This window comes from Rhizobium sp. O111 (assembly GCF_055616315.1).
In genome coordinates, this window is sequence record NZ_JBSHXL010000002.1 from 1,106,061 (window position 1) to 1,124,346 (window position 18,286).

14 protein-coding genes are annotated in these 18,286 nt (G+C 56.2%); 8 read left to right on the forward strand and 6 right to left on the reverse strand.

The window, feature by feature from the left end:
- Positions 1-192: 192 nt before the first annotated feature.
- From ACVTFQ_RS24660 to ACVTFQ_RS24675, 4 genes are all read left to right on the forward strand, one after another.
- Entirely contained in the window at positions 193-864 is a 672-nt protein-coding gene (locus ACVTFQ_RS24660) for an SDR family oxidoreductase (protein ID WP_470424175.1), read from the forward strand.
- 111 nt (positions 865-975) lie between these two features.
- A complete protein-coding gene (istA, locus tag ACVTFQ_RS24665) occupies positions 976-2,490 on the forward strand; it encodes an IS21 family transposase (RefSeq protein WP_113178755.1) in 1,515 nt (504 codons plus the stop codon).
- Positions 2,487-3,329: an IS21-like element helper ATPase IstB gene (istB, locus tag ACVTFQ_RS24670; protein WP_113178757.1), complete on the forward strand. Its 843-nt coding sequence runs from the start codon at positions 2,487-2,489 to the stop codon at positions 3,327-3,329. The genes istA and istB overlap by 4 nt, the downstream gene beginning before the upstream one ends.
- Before the next feature lie 120 nt (positions 3,330-3,449).
- Positions 3,450-3,566, forward strand: a complete 117-nt coding sequence (locus ACVTFQ_RS24675; RefSeq protein ID WP_470424085.1) for an SDR family oxidoreductase — start codon at positions 3,450-3,452, stop codon at positions 3,564-3,566.
- A 49-nt stretch (positions 3,567-3,615) separates the two neighbouring features.
- Here ACVTFQ_RS24675 and ACVTFQ_RS24680 read toward each other — a convergent pair whose 3' ends face one another.
- Positions 3,616-4,242 (reverse strand): response regulator, encoded by a 627-nt coding sequence (locus ACVTFQ_RS24680; RefSeq protein ID WP_470424086.1) that lies wholly within the window; start codon positions 4,240-4,242, stop codon positions 3,616-3,618.
- 798 nt (positions 4,243-5,040) lie between these two features.
- Here ACVTFQ_RS24680 and ACVTFQ_RS24685 point away from each other — a divergent pair.
- A complete protein-coding gene (locus ACVTFQ_RS24685) occupies positions 5,041-6,747 on the forward strand; it encodes an ATP-binding protein (protein ID WP_470424087.1) in 1,707 nt (568 codons plus the stop codon).
- 66 nt (positions 6,748-6,813) lie between these two features.
- Here ACVTFQ_RS24685 and ACVTFQ_RS24690 read toward each other — a convergent pair whose 3' ends face one another.
- Together ACVTFQ_RS24690 and ACVTFQ_RS24695 are read right to left on the reverse strand one after the other, a co-directional pair.
- Entirely contained in the window at positions 6,814-7,194 is a 381-nt protein-coding gene (locus ACVTFQ_RS24690) for a response regulator transcription factor (RefSeq protein WP_470424088.1), read from the reverse strand.
- 42 nt (positions 7,195-7,236) lie between these two features.
- Positions 7,237-10,434: a ligand-binding sensor domain-containing protein gene (locus ACVTFQ_RS24695; protein ID WP_470424089.1), complete on the reverse strand. Its 3,198-nt coding sequence runs from the start codon at positions 10,432-10,434 to the stop codon at positions 7,237-7,239.
- Positions 10,435-10,702: 268 nt separating this feature from the next.
- Here ACVTFQ_RS24695 and ACVTFQ_RS24700 point away from each other — a divergent pair, with 268 nt between their 5' ends.
- Positions 10,703-10,969 carry a hypothetical protein gene (locus tag ACVTFQ_RS24700; RefSeq protein ID WP_470424090.1) on the forward strand — a complete coding sequence of 89 codons (267 nt, stop codon included), beginning with the start codon at positions 10,703-10,705 and terminating at the stop codon, positions 10,967-10,969.
- Positions 10,970-11,160: 191 nt separating this feature from the next.
- A complete protein-coding gene (locus ACVTFQ_RS24705) occupies positions 11,161-13,899 on the forward strand; it encodes an ATP-binding protein (RefSeq protein ID WP_470424091.1) in 2,739 nt (912 codons plus the stop codon).
- A gap of 98 nt (positions 13,900-13,997) precedes the next feature.
- On the opposite strand, the gene ACVTFQ_RS24710 is transcribed toward ACVTFQ_RS24705, so the two are convergent.
- From ACVTFQ_RS24710 to ACVTFQ_RS24720, 3 genes are all read right to left on the reverse strand, one after another.
- Entirely contained in the window at positions 13,998-15,404 is a 1,407-nt protein-coding gene (locus ACVTFQ_RS24710; RefSeq protein WP_470424092.1) for an aldehyde dehydrogenase family protein, read from the reverse strand.
- Between the two features lie 104 nt (positions 15,405-15,508).
- Entirely contained in the window at positions 15,509-16,267 is a 759-nt protein-coding gene (locus tag ACVTFQ_RS24715; RefSeq protein WP_470424093.1) for an SDR family oxidoreductase, read from the reverse strand.
- A 56-nt stretch (positions 16,268-16,323) separates the two neighbouring features.
- A complete protein-coding gene (locus tag ACVTFQ_RS24720) occupies positions 16,324-17,538 on the reverse strand; it encodes an MFS transporter (RefSeq protein ID WP_470424094.1) in 1,215 nt (404 codons plus the stop codon).
- Between the two features lie 167 nt (positions 17,539-17,705).
- On the opposite strand from ACVTFQ_RS24720, the gene ACVTFQ_RS24725 reads away from it, so the two are divergent.
- Positions 17,706-18,284, forward strand: coding sequence for a TetR/AcrR family transcriptional regulator (locus ACVTFQ_RS24725; RefSeq protein ID WP_470424095.1), 579 nt, complete (start codon positions 17,706-17,708; stop codon positions 18,282-18,284).
- Positions 18,285-18,286: the final 2 nt, after the last annotated feature.

The window sequence follows — 18,286 nt, forward strand, 5'->3', positions numbered from 1 at the left end:
AAAGAAGTTACGCCGTTAAGGCCTCGCCCTTAACAACGGAGGGGACTGAATTTTACAATAATCGCTGGAAGCAGCTCGATAACCGCTTGGTGAGGTGCCCGACCCACGCGAGGCCCATCGATCTTTGCAAACTCTTCGAGGCATCCATTGAGCACTGTCGGACAGGACACAGACCGGACCGTTAGCCTTCGGGTGGCTCTGATTACACACGCGCATACCGAAATTGGCGTCGCTACAGTTCAAGCTCTCGCTCGCGAGGGAGTAGATCTGGCGCTCGCGACGGAGGAAGAACCTGATCCTCATTTTCTCGAGTCTCTGCGATCATACGGCGGGCAAGTCGTGTGGTTCCCCATGGCACGGACTTCGACTCGAAACCAGGCTTCACAGCTCGCACGTGCGGTTGCCACTGCTTTCGGACGCCTCGATGTGCTTGTAGCAAACACGGTTCATCGTGTCGAAGGCCAGATCGACGTCGACGATGTCGACGATGATGCCCTCAGTGAACAGTTGGACGTGGATATGCGAAGCGTCATTGCTCTGATCAAGGCAGCTTCAAAGGTCATCAACAATGGTGGTCGGGTGGTCGCATTGGGGTCTAGTTTGGCTGCGCGCACAGGAACTGCCGGACTCGCCGATTTCGCTGCGACGCGCGCAGCTATAGCTGCCTTCTGCAAGGGAGCTGCACACGATCTGGGACCGCGAGGGATTACCGTGAATGTGGTCCAGATTGGAGCAATTGCTTCTAGGTCTGTCGCTAAGATCTCCAAAGAGGCCGAAGCTGCAGAACGTGCCGCGCGACGATCAACGTGGAATTCGAGCGACAATCAGGATGGGACTTTGCGGGTGGTGGGCGTAACGGAGTGAGGGCGTAGCCCGATCGAAGTTATGCCCACCACCCGTGGCGCAAATTCAGGCATGCCTTGCGCCTGTGATCGCGGTCAATCTGGCGATTTTCCATAACCGGAGAATCACTTTGTGCCAGGTCGCCATGTAAACGATCATCAAATGAGGCTTTTCATGAAGTTACGTCAAAATCATTCCGTCACGGTTGCTGCCGCAAAAGCCGAGATCGGCCGCACGACAGCTTTCCGGATCGAGAAGGATCCGCGTCTGCCATCTCAAAAAACAAAACCGCGAGAGCGCCGGCGTCCGGATCCACTGGCCCATATCTTTGACGCCGAGATCGTGCCGCTGCTTCAGGCTGCGCCCGGAATACGGGCGGTGGCGATATTCGAGGAGATGTTGCGCCGCCACCCGGAGCTTGGGGACGGCATTCGTCGGACGATGGAGCGGCGCATTCGCTCCTGGCGCGCTGTGCATGGCGCAGAGCAGGAGGTCATCTTCCGGCAGGTTCACGAGCCCGGCCGGTTGGGCCTTTCGGATTTCACCAACATGGATAGTCTGGAGGTCACGATCGCCGGCCAGTTGCTCGATCATCTCCTGTATCACTTCCGCCTTGCCTATTCCGGCTTCGAACATGGTCATGTCATCCTCGGCGGCGAGAGCTTTGTCGCCCTGGCGGAAGGGCTACAAAACGCCCTGTGGTCCCTTGGCGGCGCGCCGCATGACCATCGCAGCGACAGCCTGTCGGCGGCGTTCCGCAACCTGACTGCCGACGAGCAGGAGGATCTGACGCGTCGATACGAGGAACTTTGCGCTCACTATCACATGAAGCCAACGCGCAATAACAAAGGCATCGCCCACGAGAACGGCTCGATCGAGAGCGTGCACGGGCATATCAAGGCAGAGATCCGTGATGCGCTGCTCATGCGCGGCAGCAACGACTTCGACGATCTTGCCGCCTACCGTGCCTTCATCGATGAGATCGTTAGCCGCCGCAATGCACACAATCTCAAGCGTATCGAGGCAGAAAGACCTCATCTTCAGGACCTGCCGCAGCGCAGGACGACAGACTTCGAGGAGGTGGTTGTCAGGGTGATGCGCACCGGCGGCTTCTCGCTGCGCAAAGTCTTCTACAGTGTGCCTTCCCGCTTGATCGGTCATCGGCTACGGGTGCGCCTCTTCGATGACCGACTTGATGTGTTCGTCGGCGGCACCTATCTCATGACGCTTTCCCGAGGGCGGGGACATCCAGATGGTCGCCACAGCCAGGTCGTCAATTACCGGCACGTCATTCACTCGCTCCGTCAGAAGCCGATGGCGCTATTGCGGCTCGTCTACCGAGACCAGCTCTTCCCGAGGCTGGAATATCGGCAAACCTTCGAGGTCTTGCTGGAGCGGCTGACCGACAAGCAGGCCTGCAAGACCATGGTCGAGATCCTGGCGCTGGCCCATGAGCGAACCTGCGAACGCGAACTGGCCGAGCAACTGGCCAGAACGTTGGATGCCGGCGAGCTTCCCGATATGGCTGAGTTGCGAAAGCACTTTGCGCCCGACCCCGCCGCCTTACCCGTCGTCTCCGTCCATCTGGCACCGCTAAGCGGCTACGAGGTCCTTGTCAGCGCCGACCAGGTGGGAGAACGCGCATGACCAATCCCAATGATATCGATGCTGGCCGTCTGAGCATTATGTTGAACGAGCTTCGCTTGCCGGCGATCAAGATGCTTTGGGCAGACTTTGCCCAACAGGCCGACAGAGAGGGTTGGCCCGCGGCCCGCTTCCTATCGATTATCGCCGAGCATGAGCTTGCCGAACGTGACAGACGCAGGATCGAACGCCATCTGTCCGAGGCCAGGTTGCCGCCGGGCAAAACGCTCGACAGCTTTGCCTTCGACGCCGTGCCGATGATCTCCAAAGCGCAGATCATGGCGATGACGGCGGGAGATAGCTGGCTGGCGAAGGGGGCTAATGTTCTCATGTTCGGGCCGCCGGGGGGCGGTAAAAGCCATCTTGCGGCAGCCATCGGCTTGGCGCTGGTCGAGAACGGCTGGCGCGTGCTCTTCACCAGGACGACGGATCTCGTTCAAAAGCTCCAGGTCGCGCGACGCGAACTGCAACTGGAATCCGCCATCAACAAGCTCGACAAGTTCGATCTGCTTATCCTCGACGATCTTGCCTATGTCGCAAAGGATCAGGCTGAGACCAGCGTCCTCTTCGAGCTCATCTCGGCACGCTATGAGCGGCGATCTATCCTGCTGACCGCAAATCAGCCCTTTGGCGAATGGAACAAAGTTTTTCCAGATCCCGCCATGACGCTCGCCGCGGTGGATCGCCTCGTTCATCACGCCACGATCTTCGAGATGAACGTCGAGAGCTACCGTCGCCGCTCAGCTATGGAGGCAAAACGGCAACGCGGGCGGCCTCCAATCTACGCGACAATCAACGAGGCTACACAGATTGACGCTCCGCGACAATTAGAAGAGCAATGACCGCTTGCCAGCGTCAATCACGCTGCTAAATTCCCACTGTCCGCGACACAACAGTCCCATCTAGATTGTCGCGCGAGTTCCTTCCAGATTGCCGCGCTATAAGAACGCGAGGCAAATGCCTTGAAGAGGCTCGGCACACCATCCGAGGTGGCCGAAGCGATACTATTTCTCGTCGGGCCGAGCGCCGCGTTCATCACGGGCAGCGTATTGAACGTCGATGGTGGCTACAGCGCCTGACTGGCTCTCGGCCAAGTGTTTCGTCATGTAGGCAGCGGGGTCCCGTCCATTAGACGCTGATTATACCTCGTTTCATGCCTATCGCGACAGCGTGCGCTCTGTCGTTCGCAGTCAGCTTGCTGAGTATGCTCTTTATATGCCCTTTCACGGTCTCCTCGGTGATCGAAAGCACAATACCGATCTCGCGGTTCGAATTGCCTTCCGCAACGAGCGCTAGCACGGAGATTTCACGCGCAGTCAGAGTATCTCCATCAGCGTAAGCCGCAAGCGTGTTAGCAACCTCGGCATCGACGTGACGTCGTCCGCTCGACACAGACCTTATGGTGTTGATCAGGTCTTTACGGACAGCCGACTTGAGTAGATAGGCTTGGGCGCCGGCAGCTATCGCCCTGCTCGCAAGCTGCTCGAAATCATAGGTGGTGAGGATGATAACGCGTGCTGAGGGGTAGTTCTTCCGAATCTCCATCAACACGTCGATCCCATGCACTTTGGGCAACTGCAAATCAAGAAGCAGGATGTCTGGCTCTAACTCGCCATAACGTCTGATCGCCTGTTCGCCATCGGCAGCCTCGCCAACAAGCTCGATGTCCGGATGTGCGGCTATCAGCGCCGCCAATCCTTCACGAATAAGCAAGTGGTCGTCAGCGGTCATTATTCGAATGGGACGCGATGCCATTGATGTCAGGGTCCTCGGAGCGTGAGTTGGTCTCGGACAAGGTCATCCACCACCACGCACCTGCGACTGTGAACCGGACGCAACACTTTCCGTAACGACATTGTTTTTAATCCAACTCGGCTGATGCATTCATTTGTAGTCCACGTCGAGGCGGCGCGCCACAGTCACATCGACACAACCGTTATCAACTGTGTTTACCGCCGATGGTAGGTTCCTGCCCCACTTTGTCCACCCCCGAAAGGGTGGTTCAGCGTGACGGAGCAATATCACTCGGATAGGCGAGACCAACGGATCGCGGCTCGGCGCTGGTTTAGGAAGCGCTCAGTTCGCCGGCCAATGTTGCCGACGCAAGTCGGGGCTCCTTGCAGATTTGGCCATACCGCAGCCAGCGGACTTTCGTCCGACCTACCAAAATAGATAGGTATCGTATGCGAAACTAAAGGTGTTAGCTCTCACGTCAAATTAAACCTTGGGTAGGAGCAAGCGAAGTTGCCAGACGAGGAATGGCCTTTGCGACGAATAGTTGGTTTATTTTCCGTACAGTCCAATCCAACCCGATCACACTCGCGGTGGGATAGGGCCTGGCCAACTTTTGCAATGGCCGCATCGTATCTCGGCAGGGCGCGCTCTGACATTGCATTGTCACCAATCCCACACGCTGCCTCAAGCTTGCTCGGGTTACCTCGATCCCTGTTCATCGTCGCGACCTGCTCGACGGTCGGCCTCACGTGTCTTGTCGCATTGAATGGATCACAAACGACCCTTTCAATTGCTGCCTGGATCGAAGGTTGCAACCTGATGACCTTGGCGGCGGCTATCGCAGCATTCGGCTTTTTCGCCCACCGCAGACAGCGGAACAATCTTCGCGAGCCGCCGTCCCAAGTCGATGAACGTCAAGAGTTCGCCGACGCCCTACCGCATGTTCTCTGGGGAACCGCTGCTGACGGGCGGTGCGAATTCCTCAACGAGCGATACACTGAAACGTTTGGAATTCCGCGTCTTCAGGCAATTCGCGACCAAAGCTGGGTCGACCCTATTCATCCTGCCGATCGTCTCAAGATGTATCAAGCCTGGCGACTAGCGGTGGAGAATGGCAGTGCGTCCTATTCAGCCCACGCGCGGGTTTGCATGAACGATGGCTCATACCGCTGGATGGAGTCCCGTGGCCGATCGGTCAGCTCACCCAAGAGCGGCGAGGTAGTCAAATGGTTTGGCAGTCTCATCGACGTTCAAAGCCAAGTCGAGTTGCAGGAGACTATCGCCCGGCTGCAGTTTGACATGCAGACTGTTACCGACGAGTGCGAAATGGCACTCGCCCGCGCTGAGGAACGATTTCAGAAGACCTTCGAATCCCGAGAAATGGGTTGGATCGAGTACGAAATTCGACCCCACTCACCAACATTAGGCGGCTCGGGTCTGCACACTTCGACGAGTATCCGCGAGTTCCTTGAAAAGCATCCCGCCGCCGCTGACGAATTGAGACGTGTAATCTCTATCACCCGCGCAAGTGAAAGAACAATTTCAGCGCTTGGATACGCCGACCGTTCACAGATGGTCTCAGGTTGGGCCGGGATCGCCGGCACTGCCACTCTCGACGTCGAGATCGCGATCCTCAACGCGCTGCACGACAAAACTCCAACATCCTGCGGAATTGCAGAACTGCTCGACGCTGAAGGCAAGAGGCGGGCTTATCCTTTCGCGCTGTGGATCATGGATAGCGGGATCGCTAAGGTTGCCTTCTTTGATGCGAGCGAAACCATCGAACGGACTGAGAGCCTCGGCGCTGCGCGACAGCACCTGGCCAAGGCGAACAGGATCGCATCGGCGACGGCACTCTCGGCGTCGCTAGTTCATGAGATCAGCCAGCCGATCACTGCGATCTCCCTCGACTTAGCCACGGCGACACGTCTGGCGGCGGCGACAGACACGACCGACACTGATGCACTCTCCAAGGTGATGGAGCGCCTTCGCTGGAATACACAGCGGTTAACCGAAATTGGGAAGCGGACCCGTGAAAGCCTTCGTCCTAGCCGGCTTGGTCGAGAAGCTTTAGATCTCCATGAGTTGGTAGCTCAGTGCCGTGACCTTCTGATTGAACCGCTAAGCGGTAAGGCGGTTTCGGTATCGATCATCGCCGATGCCGAATTGCCCCTGATAGTGGCTGATCCGGTGGCGCTGAAGCAAGTCGTTTGCGCTTTAATACAGAACGCCCTGGAGTCAGCGAACTCGCGGGAAGAGGCATCTTCGGTGTCGGTATGGATTTCACGCGCTACGCGATCGAGAGACCTTAGAGTAAAGATTGCAGATCGCGGCGTCGGTGTGAAGGAAGAACACCTCGCCATGGTCTTCGATCCGTTCTTTACGACTAAGCCGAACAGGTTGGGGTTTGGTCTCACGGTGGCCCAGGCCGTGGTGGAAGGCTTTGGCGGGAGACTCAGACTTTACAATCGGCGTGAGGGAGGAACGGCGGTAGAATTCTCCATTCCGACCGGAGAACTGCGGTGAAGCAAAGGATCCGCAACGACGAGACCTCGGCTGCGATTGAAATCGGAGTGCCGCAGCATTTTGTCCTCACCCAACGTGGCCGGCGAGTTCCAACACACTGGCGATAATAACGTCGATATCACCTCCCTTGCTGAAGAACGCCGCCGCTCCTGCCTCCATGGCCTTAGCCCTGGTGGTTTCGTCGTCTTGTGACGTGATGAAAATCGTTCTGAACGTAACTTCACGTTCTTGGAGAACACCTTGAAGCTCCAGGCCGCTCATTCCCGGCAGCCTTTGGTCAAGGATGAGGCAGGCTACGTCGTGCGTCGTGATGTGTTCAAGAAAGTCCTCCGCATTCGAAAAGGCGGCGGTTTCACAATCGTATGACGAAAACAAATCGGCGTAGGCTCGACGGACGGCAAGGTCATCTTCCACGATAGCAATCGGAGGACGAGTTGTCATATTCATCTGATGGACTGCGGCATTTGGGTGTGAACCACTTCTTGGAAATTAACTTGCATTGTCGGCGGCCATCTTCCGAGCGATCGATCGGAGCCGGCTTTCGCTTGTATTCATGCTCAGAACAACCTTCGTGCCATGACCGAGCCGACTCGAAATCGCGACGTTGGCGCCCAGATTGTTTGCCCTCTCTCTGATTCCCGAGATGCCATAATGTCCAGCCTCATGTCTCGATTCAAATTCCTCCGGCATACCCTTTCCATCATCGGCAACGATGATTTCCATACGTGAGCCCTCGAACTTGAAGAAACAGCTAATATTGCTGGCTTGCGAATGGAAGTAGGCGTTCCGGAGAGCTTCGCGACAGATTTGGCGTAGTTCATCCCGCACTTCTATGGGAAGGCGCGCTTGTGTTCCCTCAACCTCAAGCGAGAAACTGGCATGGCCCTCATCAGGCTGAATGGAAGCAAGTTCGACGGAATCTTCTTCGACCAACTTTAGCAAGTCCGCGCTAGCTTTGGTTGGGTCGCGAAGCGACTGAATTGTGTCACGACCCTCTACAATTGCGTCATCGCTCTTGAGGAGGATGACGTTGAGCATTTCCGACGCTTTCACTGGCTCGCCAGGAAGAAGGCTTCGGACCGCTTCGAGGCGATAAATCAAACCCTGGAAGCTTTGTAGAAGCGTATCGTGAAGATCTCTGGCGACACGTGTGCGTTCTCCAAGCCGTTCCTCCAGACGTGCTCGATATAGCGCGTCAATCTGCATCACTCGGGCTCGATAAACCGCAACGAGCATTGTCATCAATAATAGACAAACCAGAGCAACGAACCACCAAGTCGTCCACCATGGCGGGGAAACTTGAATAGACAAAGAGCGGGCACCACCCCAAGTCCCCCGTTCCGTAGCGGCCTCGACGATGAGCGAGAATGTCCCCGATGGAAGGGTAGCAAAGTTGATCGTTCGCGACGTCGCTGGCAATTGATGCCAATCCGCTTCCAATGGCGCGATTCGATACCTGTATCTCACCGCTGCTGGATTTGAAAAATCGAATGCGGAGAAGGATACGGCGAAGTTCTGATCGTAGCGCAGTCGAAAAGCGGTCTTCTCGCCCTTAAGGGGATAGAGAACGGATTTGTCCGCGATCCTGACGTCTGTGAAGAGAATCGGGGAATTTTGTTCCACAGGGCGGATGCTCGCTGGGTTCGTAACCGCGGCGCCAGGGAAGCCTGCGAAATATATCCGCCCGTCCTTACCGCTGCTACAAGCATGCCATCCTCCCATGTCGTTGCCCGGCAAGCCGTCAGCACTGGTGAAATTCTGGAAGGTGCCAGTCGTAGGATTCATTTTCGAAACGCCACGGTTCGTGCTTATCCAGAGATTTCCGTCCGCATCCTGCCGTGTGCAACTGACGGCATTGCCAGCCAGCCCATCCTTTTCGAAGAACGCTTTGAACTTGCCGGTTTCGGGATCGAACATGTTCAATCCGTTATGGGTGGCAACCCATAAATGGCCGTCTCTGGCTCTGAAGATGTTGTTGGTAGTGTTGTTGCTGATGGATGTGGGATCCGCAGGATCGTGACGGAACTCCTCGAATTGCTCTATCGCCGTGGAAAATTTCACGAGCCCTACTCGCGAACCAATCCAAAGGTTGTCCTTGTCGTCTTCATCGATCGAAAAGAGCTCCTTGTTCAACGACGTATCAGCTCGATAGGTTTTAAAGGTCAGGGATTTCGGGTCTAGGCGATTGAGGCCGTTCCAGGTAGCAAGCCACAGCACATTGTGCCGATCTAGGAACACGCGCGTGACGACATCGCTGCTCAGCCAATCACGCCGTCCGCGCTCATATCTGAACGTCTGCGTCTTGCCCGTATCTGGGTTGAATGAGAACAAGCCGGTTCCGATAGTTCCGATCCAGAGCGTCCCCTCGCTGTCCTCGGCCATTGAAAGGATTTCAACGGATGTCCCATTGCCCGCAAGGTCGAATATTCGAAGCTTACCAGCCGGGTCGACCCGCGTCAGCGACCCACCTGTTCCCATCCAGACGTTGCCTTTGCGATCTTCTAGGATGGCGTTTACGAAGGTTTCTCCCAACTTGTTTACATGCCCCGGATAAGGCCATATTTTTCGGAAAGGCAGTGGTTCTGGAACGAAGATATTCGGCGGGCTAGCGTGAAGTCCGGTCCATATATTGCCTTGACGGTCTTCAAAGATCTCGATGACCCTGTTTTCCGACAGGCTTTGGGGATCAGTCGGATCATTCACGTACTGGTCGAACGTGAAGTCTGTTCGGTTGAACCTGAGAAGACCAGCCCCCATGCTGACAAGCCATAGGTCGCCATTCCGGGTTTCGATCATTTTGTAGATCCCGGACATCAACCCGTCGGCGCTGTTGCTGAAGGAGATCTTCTTCACCGTATTCGACGTTCGATCGTAGAGCGCTAGGCCGCTGCCCGAACCCCAGAGGATCCAGAACAGTCCCTTGGAGTCTTCGAAGAACTGGAACTCCCTGGCTTCGATACGCAACGGAATACGGAGACTTACCTTGCCAGTTTCGGGATCGAACGCTTCCAAGCCGTTCCCTGTCGCGACCCAGAAGACGCCTTCCCGATCCGTCGCAGTCGACTTGATGTCGTCGGTGCTCAAACCATCGTCGCGCCCAGCGACCTGTCCGAAACGCTTGACGTCGCCGTTTGCAATGTCGAGTCTATAAAGGCCCTGCGACGTCGCAAGCCAAAGATAACCATTCCGGTCCTGGCTGATCTGGAGGACGGTCGGAGTTGACGCGTCTAGCACGTAGTGTCGGAATTTCCCGGTAGTCCTGTCGAATGCGTCTAAAAGCTGGTCCGTTCCAATCCAGATCGTGCCATCGCGGTCCTTGAATGTCGAGTAGATGTAAACTCCGCTCAAGCTATCGGGATCGTCGCGGTCATGTTTGAAAACCTGGAAAGTATACCCGTCGAACCTGTTGATCCCGTGCTGAGCTCCCAACCATATAAAACCGTCGTCGTCCTGAATTATCTGCCCGACACGGGTTTGCGAGAGCCCCTGCGACAAAGACATCCTAGTGAACTGGATGTCGCTTTTTGGAATGAGGCGGCTGGTGATAACTTCGGGCAGAACGGTAGCCGTAGGGACTTGGCCGACGGTTTGGGCAAGAGCTGGCAGAGGCCAAATGACCAACAGCTCGATGAGGGCCGCCAACAGAAGAGCTCTCAGCGAAATTTTGTCCAAGGAATTGGTGCGCAAGACAGCTCCGCCAAGTTCAAACCACGATCCAGATTATGTCGAATAGCCCGGTGTTCACAAGCGGTCGCCGAATTTCTGCACACCTGGGCGAATTCACTCGCGAGATGGCCCCACTGCGACGACGCGCGGCTCCTAGTGGTCGCCATAAACATGTACCCCCCTCTTTCGAGGGTGGGCGAAACGAGTTCGTTGCTTCAGTTTATGCGCTGGAATGTGACACCTAGCATCGATCACGTTTCGCTCGCTGCATCACTTGGGATACAATGCGATGACAGATTTGAATTCGATTTCACGCGACCGCGCTGGATCTACTTGTGATCCAAGGTCCGGCGAATGCGGGTTGGATGACAACTCCGTCTCAAAACCGCAGCAAGTGGTCGAGCTTCTCTATCTTCTCAAACTCGGCGTAAAAACCAATCTTCGTTGGATTGGACGAGACAAACCGGACATAGACGCCGCACGCATGACCTCTGCGCGCCTATGCCAGTATGTGGATCGCCTTGAAATGCTCCTCGAAGGTGTGAGGGATAACTGATGCAGCCGAAGAAGGCTGACTGATAGGTTGCGTTGATCGGTCCGTATTGACTTTCAGGCGCCCGGCTTCTCGGCGTCCATTAGGCTGGTGGATGCGTTACGGCAGCCGGCCATTGTTTGCCGTTGCCTTAAAGCCATACAGATGTGATACCCGTGATGTAGATCAATTCTGGCGGGATCAACGTTTCGGCGATGGCTGTTATAAAGTTCGGCACCTTTGAGCTCGATGTTCTCAACAAAAAACTGACTCAATCGGGTCGACCGTACCAACTTGGCAAGAAAGCTCTGGAGTTGCTGATCGCGTTGGTCAGTAAAGCCGGGGAAATTGTTTCGAAGGATGAGTTGCTCCGTGCGGGGTGGCCGACCACTACTGTCGACGAGGGCGCGCTTCGTGTCCATCTCGTAACGCTCCGGAAGGCCCTGGGCGAACATAGTGACCGGCGATACATCGAAAACATCCCTGGTCGTGGATATATGTTTGTCGCTCCTACGGAGCAATCTCTCGCAGCCTCGAGCGTGCCAAACCGGCAAAACGGCGATCTCGATACCAACCTGCCGCGGTTCGCGAGCCGCTTGATTGGACGACAGGATTTCATCCAGACGACACTAGCTGCATTGACGTCCACTCGGCTGCTGACGATTGCAGGTGCTGGCGGGATTGGGAAAACTGCCGTTGCCCTCGAAATCGCGACGAGGGTCCAGTCGTCAAAGACGGTAATCTTCCTCGATCTTGCGGTTTTGAGGGACGGCAATCTGTTGATGCCTACTCTGGCGTCGTCTCTGGGCCTGGTTCTTTACACAAAAGATTATCGACAAGCTGTTCTCAACTCTCTCGAAGGAAGCGACATTCTCCTCCTTTTTGACAACTGTGAGCATCTAATCGACACGGTTGCGCAGGAGGTAGATCAGATCCTCAAGGCAACGGCGAGCGTGACGATTCTAGCGACCAGTCGCGAACCCCTTCGGGTCGCCGGCGAGAAAGTGAGGCAGTTGCCCTCTCTCCCTGTCCCAGATCTGGAGATCTCGTCGGGGGATCTTCTCTCCATTCCATCCGTTGAACTGTTCGTGGAAGCGGTGAAACTGGCTTCGGACGTCGAAGATTTCGCCGAAGAAGAAAGCCTTTGGGCAGCAGCAGCGATCGTTCGAAGCTTGGACGGCATCCCTCTGGCAATCGAACTTGCTGCTTCTCGCGTCAGCAGCCTCGGCCTGAAGAGCGTTCTTGGCTCTCTGGACGACCCGTTGTCCATCCTACGTAGAGGACGACGAACCGCACCTCCCCGACAGCAGACGTTGAGAGCTACCCTCGATTGGAGTTATGACAGTCTGGATCACGACGAAAAGCAACTCTTCGCGATGATCGCGGTGTTCCCCGGCACCTTTTCGGATCAGGGCGCAGAAACGGTCGCCAACAAATGGCTTTCCGGCGAGCGTTTCGACCGCGCCTTCGATGGATTGCTACTCAAGTCACTGATCGCCGTATCGAGCGCCGATGGTCGATATCGTCTCTTGGATACCACGAAAGGGTATGCTGCCGAGAAGCTTGCTGATAGCGCTCTGGCGAAGGAGTATCGCCTGTCGCATGCGCAATACTGCCGGGATGAACTCTTGAGGGCAGAGTACGACTGGAGATCGCTCTCGACGGCCGACTGGATCCGTCGTTTCGGGTCTCTCATAAACGACCTTCGTGCTGCAACTGTGTGGACGCGCTCATCCGACGTCGATATTGATCTGTCAGTTGAGCTTGTCGCCATTTCGAACGTGATATGGGTTCAACTGGGCGCGATGAGCGAACAGTCGGTTGAAATCGAGGCCGCACTTGAGCTTCTCCCGTCAACCAAACACGTCGGCACTGACATCGAGGTCCAGTTACGTATCGCGAGAGGAAGCGCACTTTACCATACCCGCGGCTTCAAGAGCGACGACGAGGCCCTCGCGGAGTTCGAGAAAGCTATTGCGATTGCCGAGCGTCTCGGAAACCCGACACGGATAATGAGGGCGTTCGGAGGCAAGGCATCGGTCACCAGTTCAAACGGTCGCTACCTTGACACGATCGCGATCGCGAACGATCTGCAGGCGAGATTCCCAGGCTCATTGAGCTTCAGCAGGCTGCTCGAGCACAACTACCTTTTCCACGGAGATCTTTCCGCTTCGCGCCGGCAGGCGGAGATTTCGATTATGGAGGCGAGCCGCGCAGTCAGGACGACGCAAAACTACGGCACAGGCTACGACCAAGGGACGATAGCGCGATCCGTTGTCACTATGATCGACTTCCTCGAAGGAAAGATAGATGAAAGCCTCGAGGGAATACGTGAACTTGTCGCCGACTCAGAAACACTCGGCCACTCTATCTCCACCTGCCTGATGCTGTCGCTTAGCGCCATACCGATCGCTTATCTGGCTGGGGACATTCAGGCCGCCAGATCGCGATTGGGCGCTGTAAGGCGGATCGCAGCTAAGGACATGCTGGTCCGTTGGCAGGAATGGGTGGATGGATACGAGCTCATTATTCCCCCAGAAACTCAAACCGACGAGGTACAATCCCAGCTGCGGCGGGCTCTTCTCGAAGGGGTTGGCATGAGGCTGGAGTACATGACGATACTTGCTGGGTGCAGAGCGTCACCGGCTGCATTGGACAGGGCTCTTTCTGGCGACGCCGGCTGGTGTAGGCCTGAACTGCTAAGACTGAAAGCGGTTTCGTTGATCAAGCAGGATCGCGTCGGGGCGCTTAGGCTCCTCAATGAGGCGCTCCATCTCGCCCGCTCGATGGGCGCGATCTTCTGGGAACTCCGATGCGCCATATGCCTCTTCAGGATTGCACCATCAGCCGACGTCAAAGCGGCGCGGGAGGCTCTGGAGGCGGTACTCGGGAAGTTCACCTGCAGCGGCACGATATCCGACATCGATATGGCGCATGCGCTGCTAGACCGATAGTGTCTCTGATGACGTCTGCTCCCTGAAGGGTGACGTTGTTCGATGTTGCACCAATTACCTCGGCGGCTTCAACGCCGAGGTCGTTTTAACTCTATTCGTCACGCTGCCTTGCGCGCGTTGACGATCCGTCGCTGTGTGAAATCCTCCATCCCTTCGAGGCCGTTCTGCAGGCCCATTCCGGACTGCTTCGCTCCTCCGAAAGCGACATCGTATGGAAGGGACATGTGTTGGTTTACCCAAACGGTGCCGCTTTCGATCTCGGAGGCGATGGAGACGCCCCTCTCGACATCACTTGTCCAGATTACACCGCCAAGACCGAACTCAACACTATTCGCCTGTTCGATCGCTTCTTCGACCGTGTCATAGGACTGAATGGGGAGAACAGGTCCAAACTGCTCTTCCTTGACGAGACGCGCGTCGTTGGACAGATCGCGCACGATCGTTGGCTTAATGAAGTAACCATCGCCTTCAACTCGGTCCCCGCCAGCGACGATCCGGCCATTCCGACGCGAGTCATCGATAAAGCTCTGGAGTTTATCAAACTGCATTTTGTTTTGGATGGGACCAATCGAGGTTCCCTGCTCTAAGCCGTCGCCTACTTTCGCGTCCTTTGCGAGCGCGACAAGAGCCTCGGTCAGCGGGTCGATAAGCTTGCTTGGCGCGTAGACCCGCTTGGTAGCAAAGCAAATCTGTCCGGCGTTGAGGGTGGCGGCCCTGAAGATAGCAGGGGCGACCTTGTCGATATCCACATCGTCGAGAACGATCGCAGCGTCATTACCACCGAGCTCCAACGTGAAACGCTTGAGTGTGCTCACGGTGCTTTCCAGCACTTTCTTTCCAGTTGGTGTCGACCCGGTGAAACTTACATGGGCGATGTCTTCGTGGCTGGTCAAAAGCGGTCCGAGGTCATTCGTGTCCGCAAGGGTTTGGAACACCCCATTGGGGAAAATCGCCGCAGCCAATTCTCCGAGCAAGAGCGTCGTCAATGGCGTCGTCGGCGCCGGTTTCGCGATCACCGGATTGCCCGTCATCAACGCCGCGCCGACTTTGTAGATCAACAGCGACACCGGAAAGTTCCAGGGTGTTATCGCAGCTACAACCCCCTGGGGATAGCGTTGCTCCACGATGTACTCGTGTTCGTTGTCGCGGATAACTCTTGGCTTCAGCTCCTGCGAAGCGAAGAAACGCAAGGCTGCAACCGAGCCTCGGATTTCAGCCTGGGCCTGCGGAAGCGGTTTCCCCTGCTCCAGCGTGAGAAGACGAGAGAAATCTTCTGCGCGGGCTTCTAACGCGGCGGCGAATGCCTCTACGTAGCCCGAGCGATGCTCGTAGCTCAGAGCGGCCCAAGAAGGAAACGCCTTCTTCGCCGCTGCGATTGCTCTCATCGCGATTGCCGCATCTGCCCTTGGAGCTGTCTCGAACTCGACGGCGGTCGCAGGGTTGATCACACCCACACTCCTCGCGCCGTCGATCAATTCGCCATCGATCAACAGTCTATAGCTCATTCGTCTGTCCTCTAGAAAGCGCCCGCTTTCGGGCGTCTTGTTGAGCCTGGTCGGGCCAGCATTTTGTCGCGGCCGCTCAGTGGCGGCCGCGATTTGCTACTTGCTCAGACGGGGATCGGGTCCTTGACCATCGCCTCGTTGAATTGAAAGAAGAACTCGTGCTCCTTCGAGCCCGGATTGTCGCGCAACATCTGGATAGCATCGACGTAGATGTCCTCCTTGTCGGTCGCGAGTTTCTCCATGGTCTCCTTTACGAAGGCGTCCAGGGGCATTGCGCGCGGATCGCCGCTCTTCTTGATGAGGTCCGTGTCGACCCACGGCGGAGCGATTTCCTGAACCTTTACGGAGGTGTCGCGGAGCGTGAAGCGCTGGGACATGCTGAAGGAGTGGAGGGCCGCCTTCGTCGCCGAGTAAACGGCATTGTATGCAAGCGGCACGTAGGCAAGCACGGATGTGTTGTTGATAATGACTGCCGAGGGCTGTTTCTTGAGATGCTCGATCAGCGCCGACGTCATTCGGATCGGGCCGAGGAAGTTCGTTGTGACGATGTCCTGCATGGTTTTCTCGTCAATCGGCTTGGCGGCATCGTCGAAGGGCATGATGCCGGCATTGTTGAACAGCACGTTCAACGACGGATAGTCGGCTACGATCTTTGCTGTGACCTGTTCGATGTTGGCCGGGTCGGTAATGTCCATCTCATACGCGGCCATACCTGGATTTGCCTTGACGGTCTCGTCGAGGTTGGCCTTGCGACGTCCAGAAATGATCACCTGGTTTCCCAGCTTGTGGAAAGCTTCGGCAAGACCACGGCCGATGCCGGAACCGCCACCAGTGATGAAGATTGTGTTGCCAGTCATTTTCATTGTCGTTCTCCTTGGTTGTAAGTTGGGTTGAAAAAGTCGAGTCGACGTGCCGATTTTCAGTGGGCAGGCGACGCGTTGGGTGATGTCGCTTTGGTAGCGAAACCGTAGAGCAGGATGATGCCGATCGTTTCGGCGAGAGCTGCGGCTATGCCGAGATCTGCAACCTGTCCATGTGCGACGACGAGAGAGCCGATGGCGCTCCCGATGGCAAAACCGCCGTACATGAAAGATGCGTTCAGCGAGAGGACGATAGGCGCCGAGCCATGTCCGCCAACATGTATGAGATTGGAGATCTGAGCTGGAAAGAAGCCCCAGACTGTCACGCCCCATACCGCTACCGAAACCACGATCGGAATGATCGCTTGTGAGGGGGTCAGGAAGAAAGCCGTCAACGACAGAGCGACGAACGCCAATGCCAGGATCACGAGGCTAGCACCCATTACAGCCTTGGCGCCAAGCTTATCACTGAGGACTCCACCACTGAAGACACCGACGGCCGAACCGACTCCCCACAGGCAGACGATGAAACTAATGCCATTCGGACCGAAATCGGCGACGGATGCGAGGTAAGGAGCGATGAAGGTCCATACGGTATACGCGCCGATCGCCCAGAAGAGTGTAACCCCAAGCCCAAGTAGAACTGGAGGTCGCTTGGCAACCGCGATTCTGGCGGCCAAAGTGGGCACGGGGATTCCAGCCCCGATCGATCGATGAAGGCCGAAAATCAGGCCGACCACTGCGATAGCTGCAAGAATGCCAACGCCGAGGAACGTGACTCGCCATCCGAGCGCATTGCCAACGAGAGAACCGATTGGCAGCCCCAGTGCGATGGCAATCGTCAAGCCGCCGTTGACGATGGCGAGCGCTTTGCCCCGCTTCTCAGGCGCTACTAACATCCCAATCAGCGCGTTGGCGTTCGGCGTGTAAAGTCCTGCGGCTACAGCCAGCAGAAGCCTGGCGGCAAAGATGCCCCAGTACCCGCTGGACTGCCAAGCAACTAGATTTGCAAGCGCGAAGAACACCATCGTCGAGATCAACAGGCGCCGACGGTCTACGCTTCCAAACAGGGTCGTGAGGATGGGCGAACTAAACGCAAGGGTCAGCGTAAAGACGGTGACAAGTGTCCCTAACGTGGCAATGGGTAGCTGCAGATCAGCGGCCATGTTTGGCAGCAGCGGTACGATCATGAACCCCTCGGTACCAATAGCGAAAGTACCGAGCGCCATGATCCATGCAGGCGTTAGGCTTTTGTCCTGTGTGCTTGTCGCCATGGATACATCTCCGTGATGCCGTTTTCAATATGACCGGTCGTCTTGACTTGCATTTAGATATGACCGGTCGTATTATCGTGTCAACTGAGTTTATTTTTTCGATTTGCGGTCGTTCAGACTTGAATTCAGATAGCCCCGTTCATATGCCCGGACCTAAGGAGACACTCATGGCCTCAATGACCAGAGACAAGATATTCGCTGCCGCTCAAGACCGCTTTCACGCGCTCGGCTACAGTGCGTGCGGCGTCCAGCAGATTGTCGATGCGGCTGGCGTGCCGAAGGGCAGTTTCTATAATTACTTCAAGACCAAAGAGGGCTTGGCGCTTGAGGTGTTGGAGACATATATCGCATCGTCGAAGCGAGAAATATTGTCTAATGCTGCTCTCTCTCCCCTCACCCGGATCAAAGAGCACTTTGGTTTTTTTATCTCGAGATACGAGAAGGACGGCTTCGATAGAGGTTGCCTGATCGGAAACCTGTCGGCAGAAAGCTCGGACAACGTTCCTCTCCTGAGGGAGGCACTCAAGGGTTCCCTATCCACTTGGGCAGATTTGCTCGCGAAGGTTATCGCCGAGGGGCAGGATATCGGTGAGATCAAGCGAGGACTTGAGCCTGACGAGATGGCACGCTTTCTCATCAACAGCTGGGAGGGTACTGTTCTGCGAATGAAAGTCATGAATGATCGGCGGTCGCTGGATGACTTCATGTCGATCGCAATGGGATTGCTCGAACAGAGGCGGGACTGACT

Excerpts from the sequence above, each read along its gene's own strand:
- istB (WP_113178757.1), top strand. The coding sequence starts at position 2,487 with ATGACCAATCCCAATGATATCGATGCTGGCCGTCTGAGCATTATGTTG.
- ACVTFQ_RS24680 (WP_470424086.1), bottom strand. The coding sequence starts at position 4,242 with ATGGCATCGCGTCCCATTCGAATAATGACCGCTGACGACCACTTGCTT.
- ACVTFQ_RS24685 (WP_470424087.1), top strand. The coding sequence starts at position 5,041 with ATGACCTTGGCGGCGGCTATCGCAGCATTCGGCTTTTTCGCCCACCGC.
- ACVTFQ_RS24690 (WP_470424088.1), bottom strand. The coding sequence starts at position 7,194 with ATGAATATGACAACTCGTCCTCCGATTGCTATCGTGGAAGATGACCTT.
- ACVTFQ_RS24700 (WP_470424090.1), top strand. The coding sequence starts at position 10,703 with ATGACAGATTTGAATTCGATTTCACGCGACCGCGCTGGATCTACTTGT.
- ACVTFQ_RS24705 (WP_470424091.1), top strand. The coding sequence starts at position 11,161 with ATGGCTGTTATAAAGTTCGGCACCTTTGAGCTCGATGTTCTCAACAAA.
- ACVTFQ_RS24710 (WP_470424092.1), bottom strand. The coding sequence starts at position 15,404 with ATGAGCTATAGACTGTTGATCGATGGCGAATTGATCGACGGCGCGAGG.
- ACVTFQ_RS24715 (WP_470424093.1), bottom strand. The coding sequence starts at position 16,267 with ATGAAAATGACTGGCAACACAATCTTCATCACTGGTGGCGGTTCCGGC.
- ACVTFQ_RS24720 (WP_470424094.1), bottom strand. The coding sequence starts at position 17,538 with ATGGCGACAAGCACACAGGACAAAAGCCTAACGCCTGCATGGATCATG.
- ACVTFQ_RS24725 (WP_470424095.1), top strand. The coding sequence starts at position 17,706 with ATGGCCTCAATGACCAGAGACAAGATATTCGCTGCCGCTCAAGACCGC.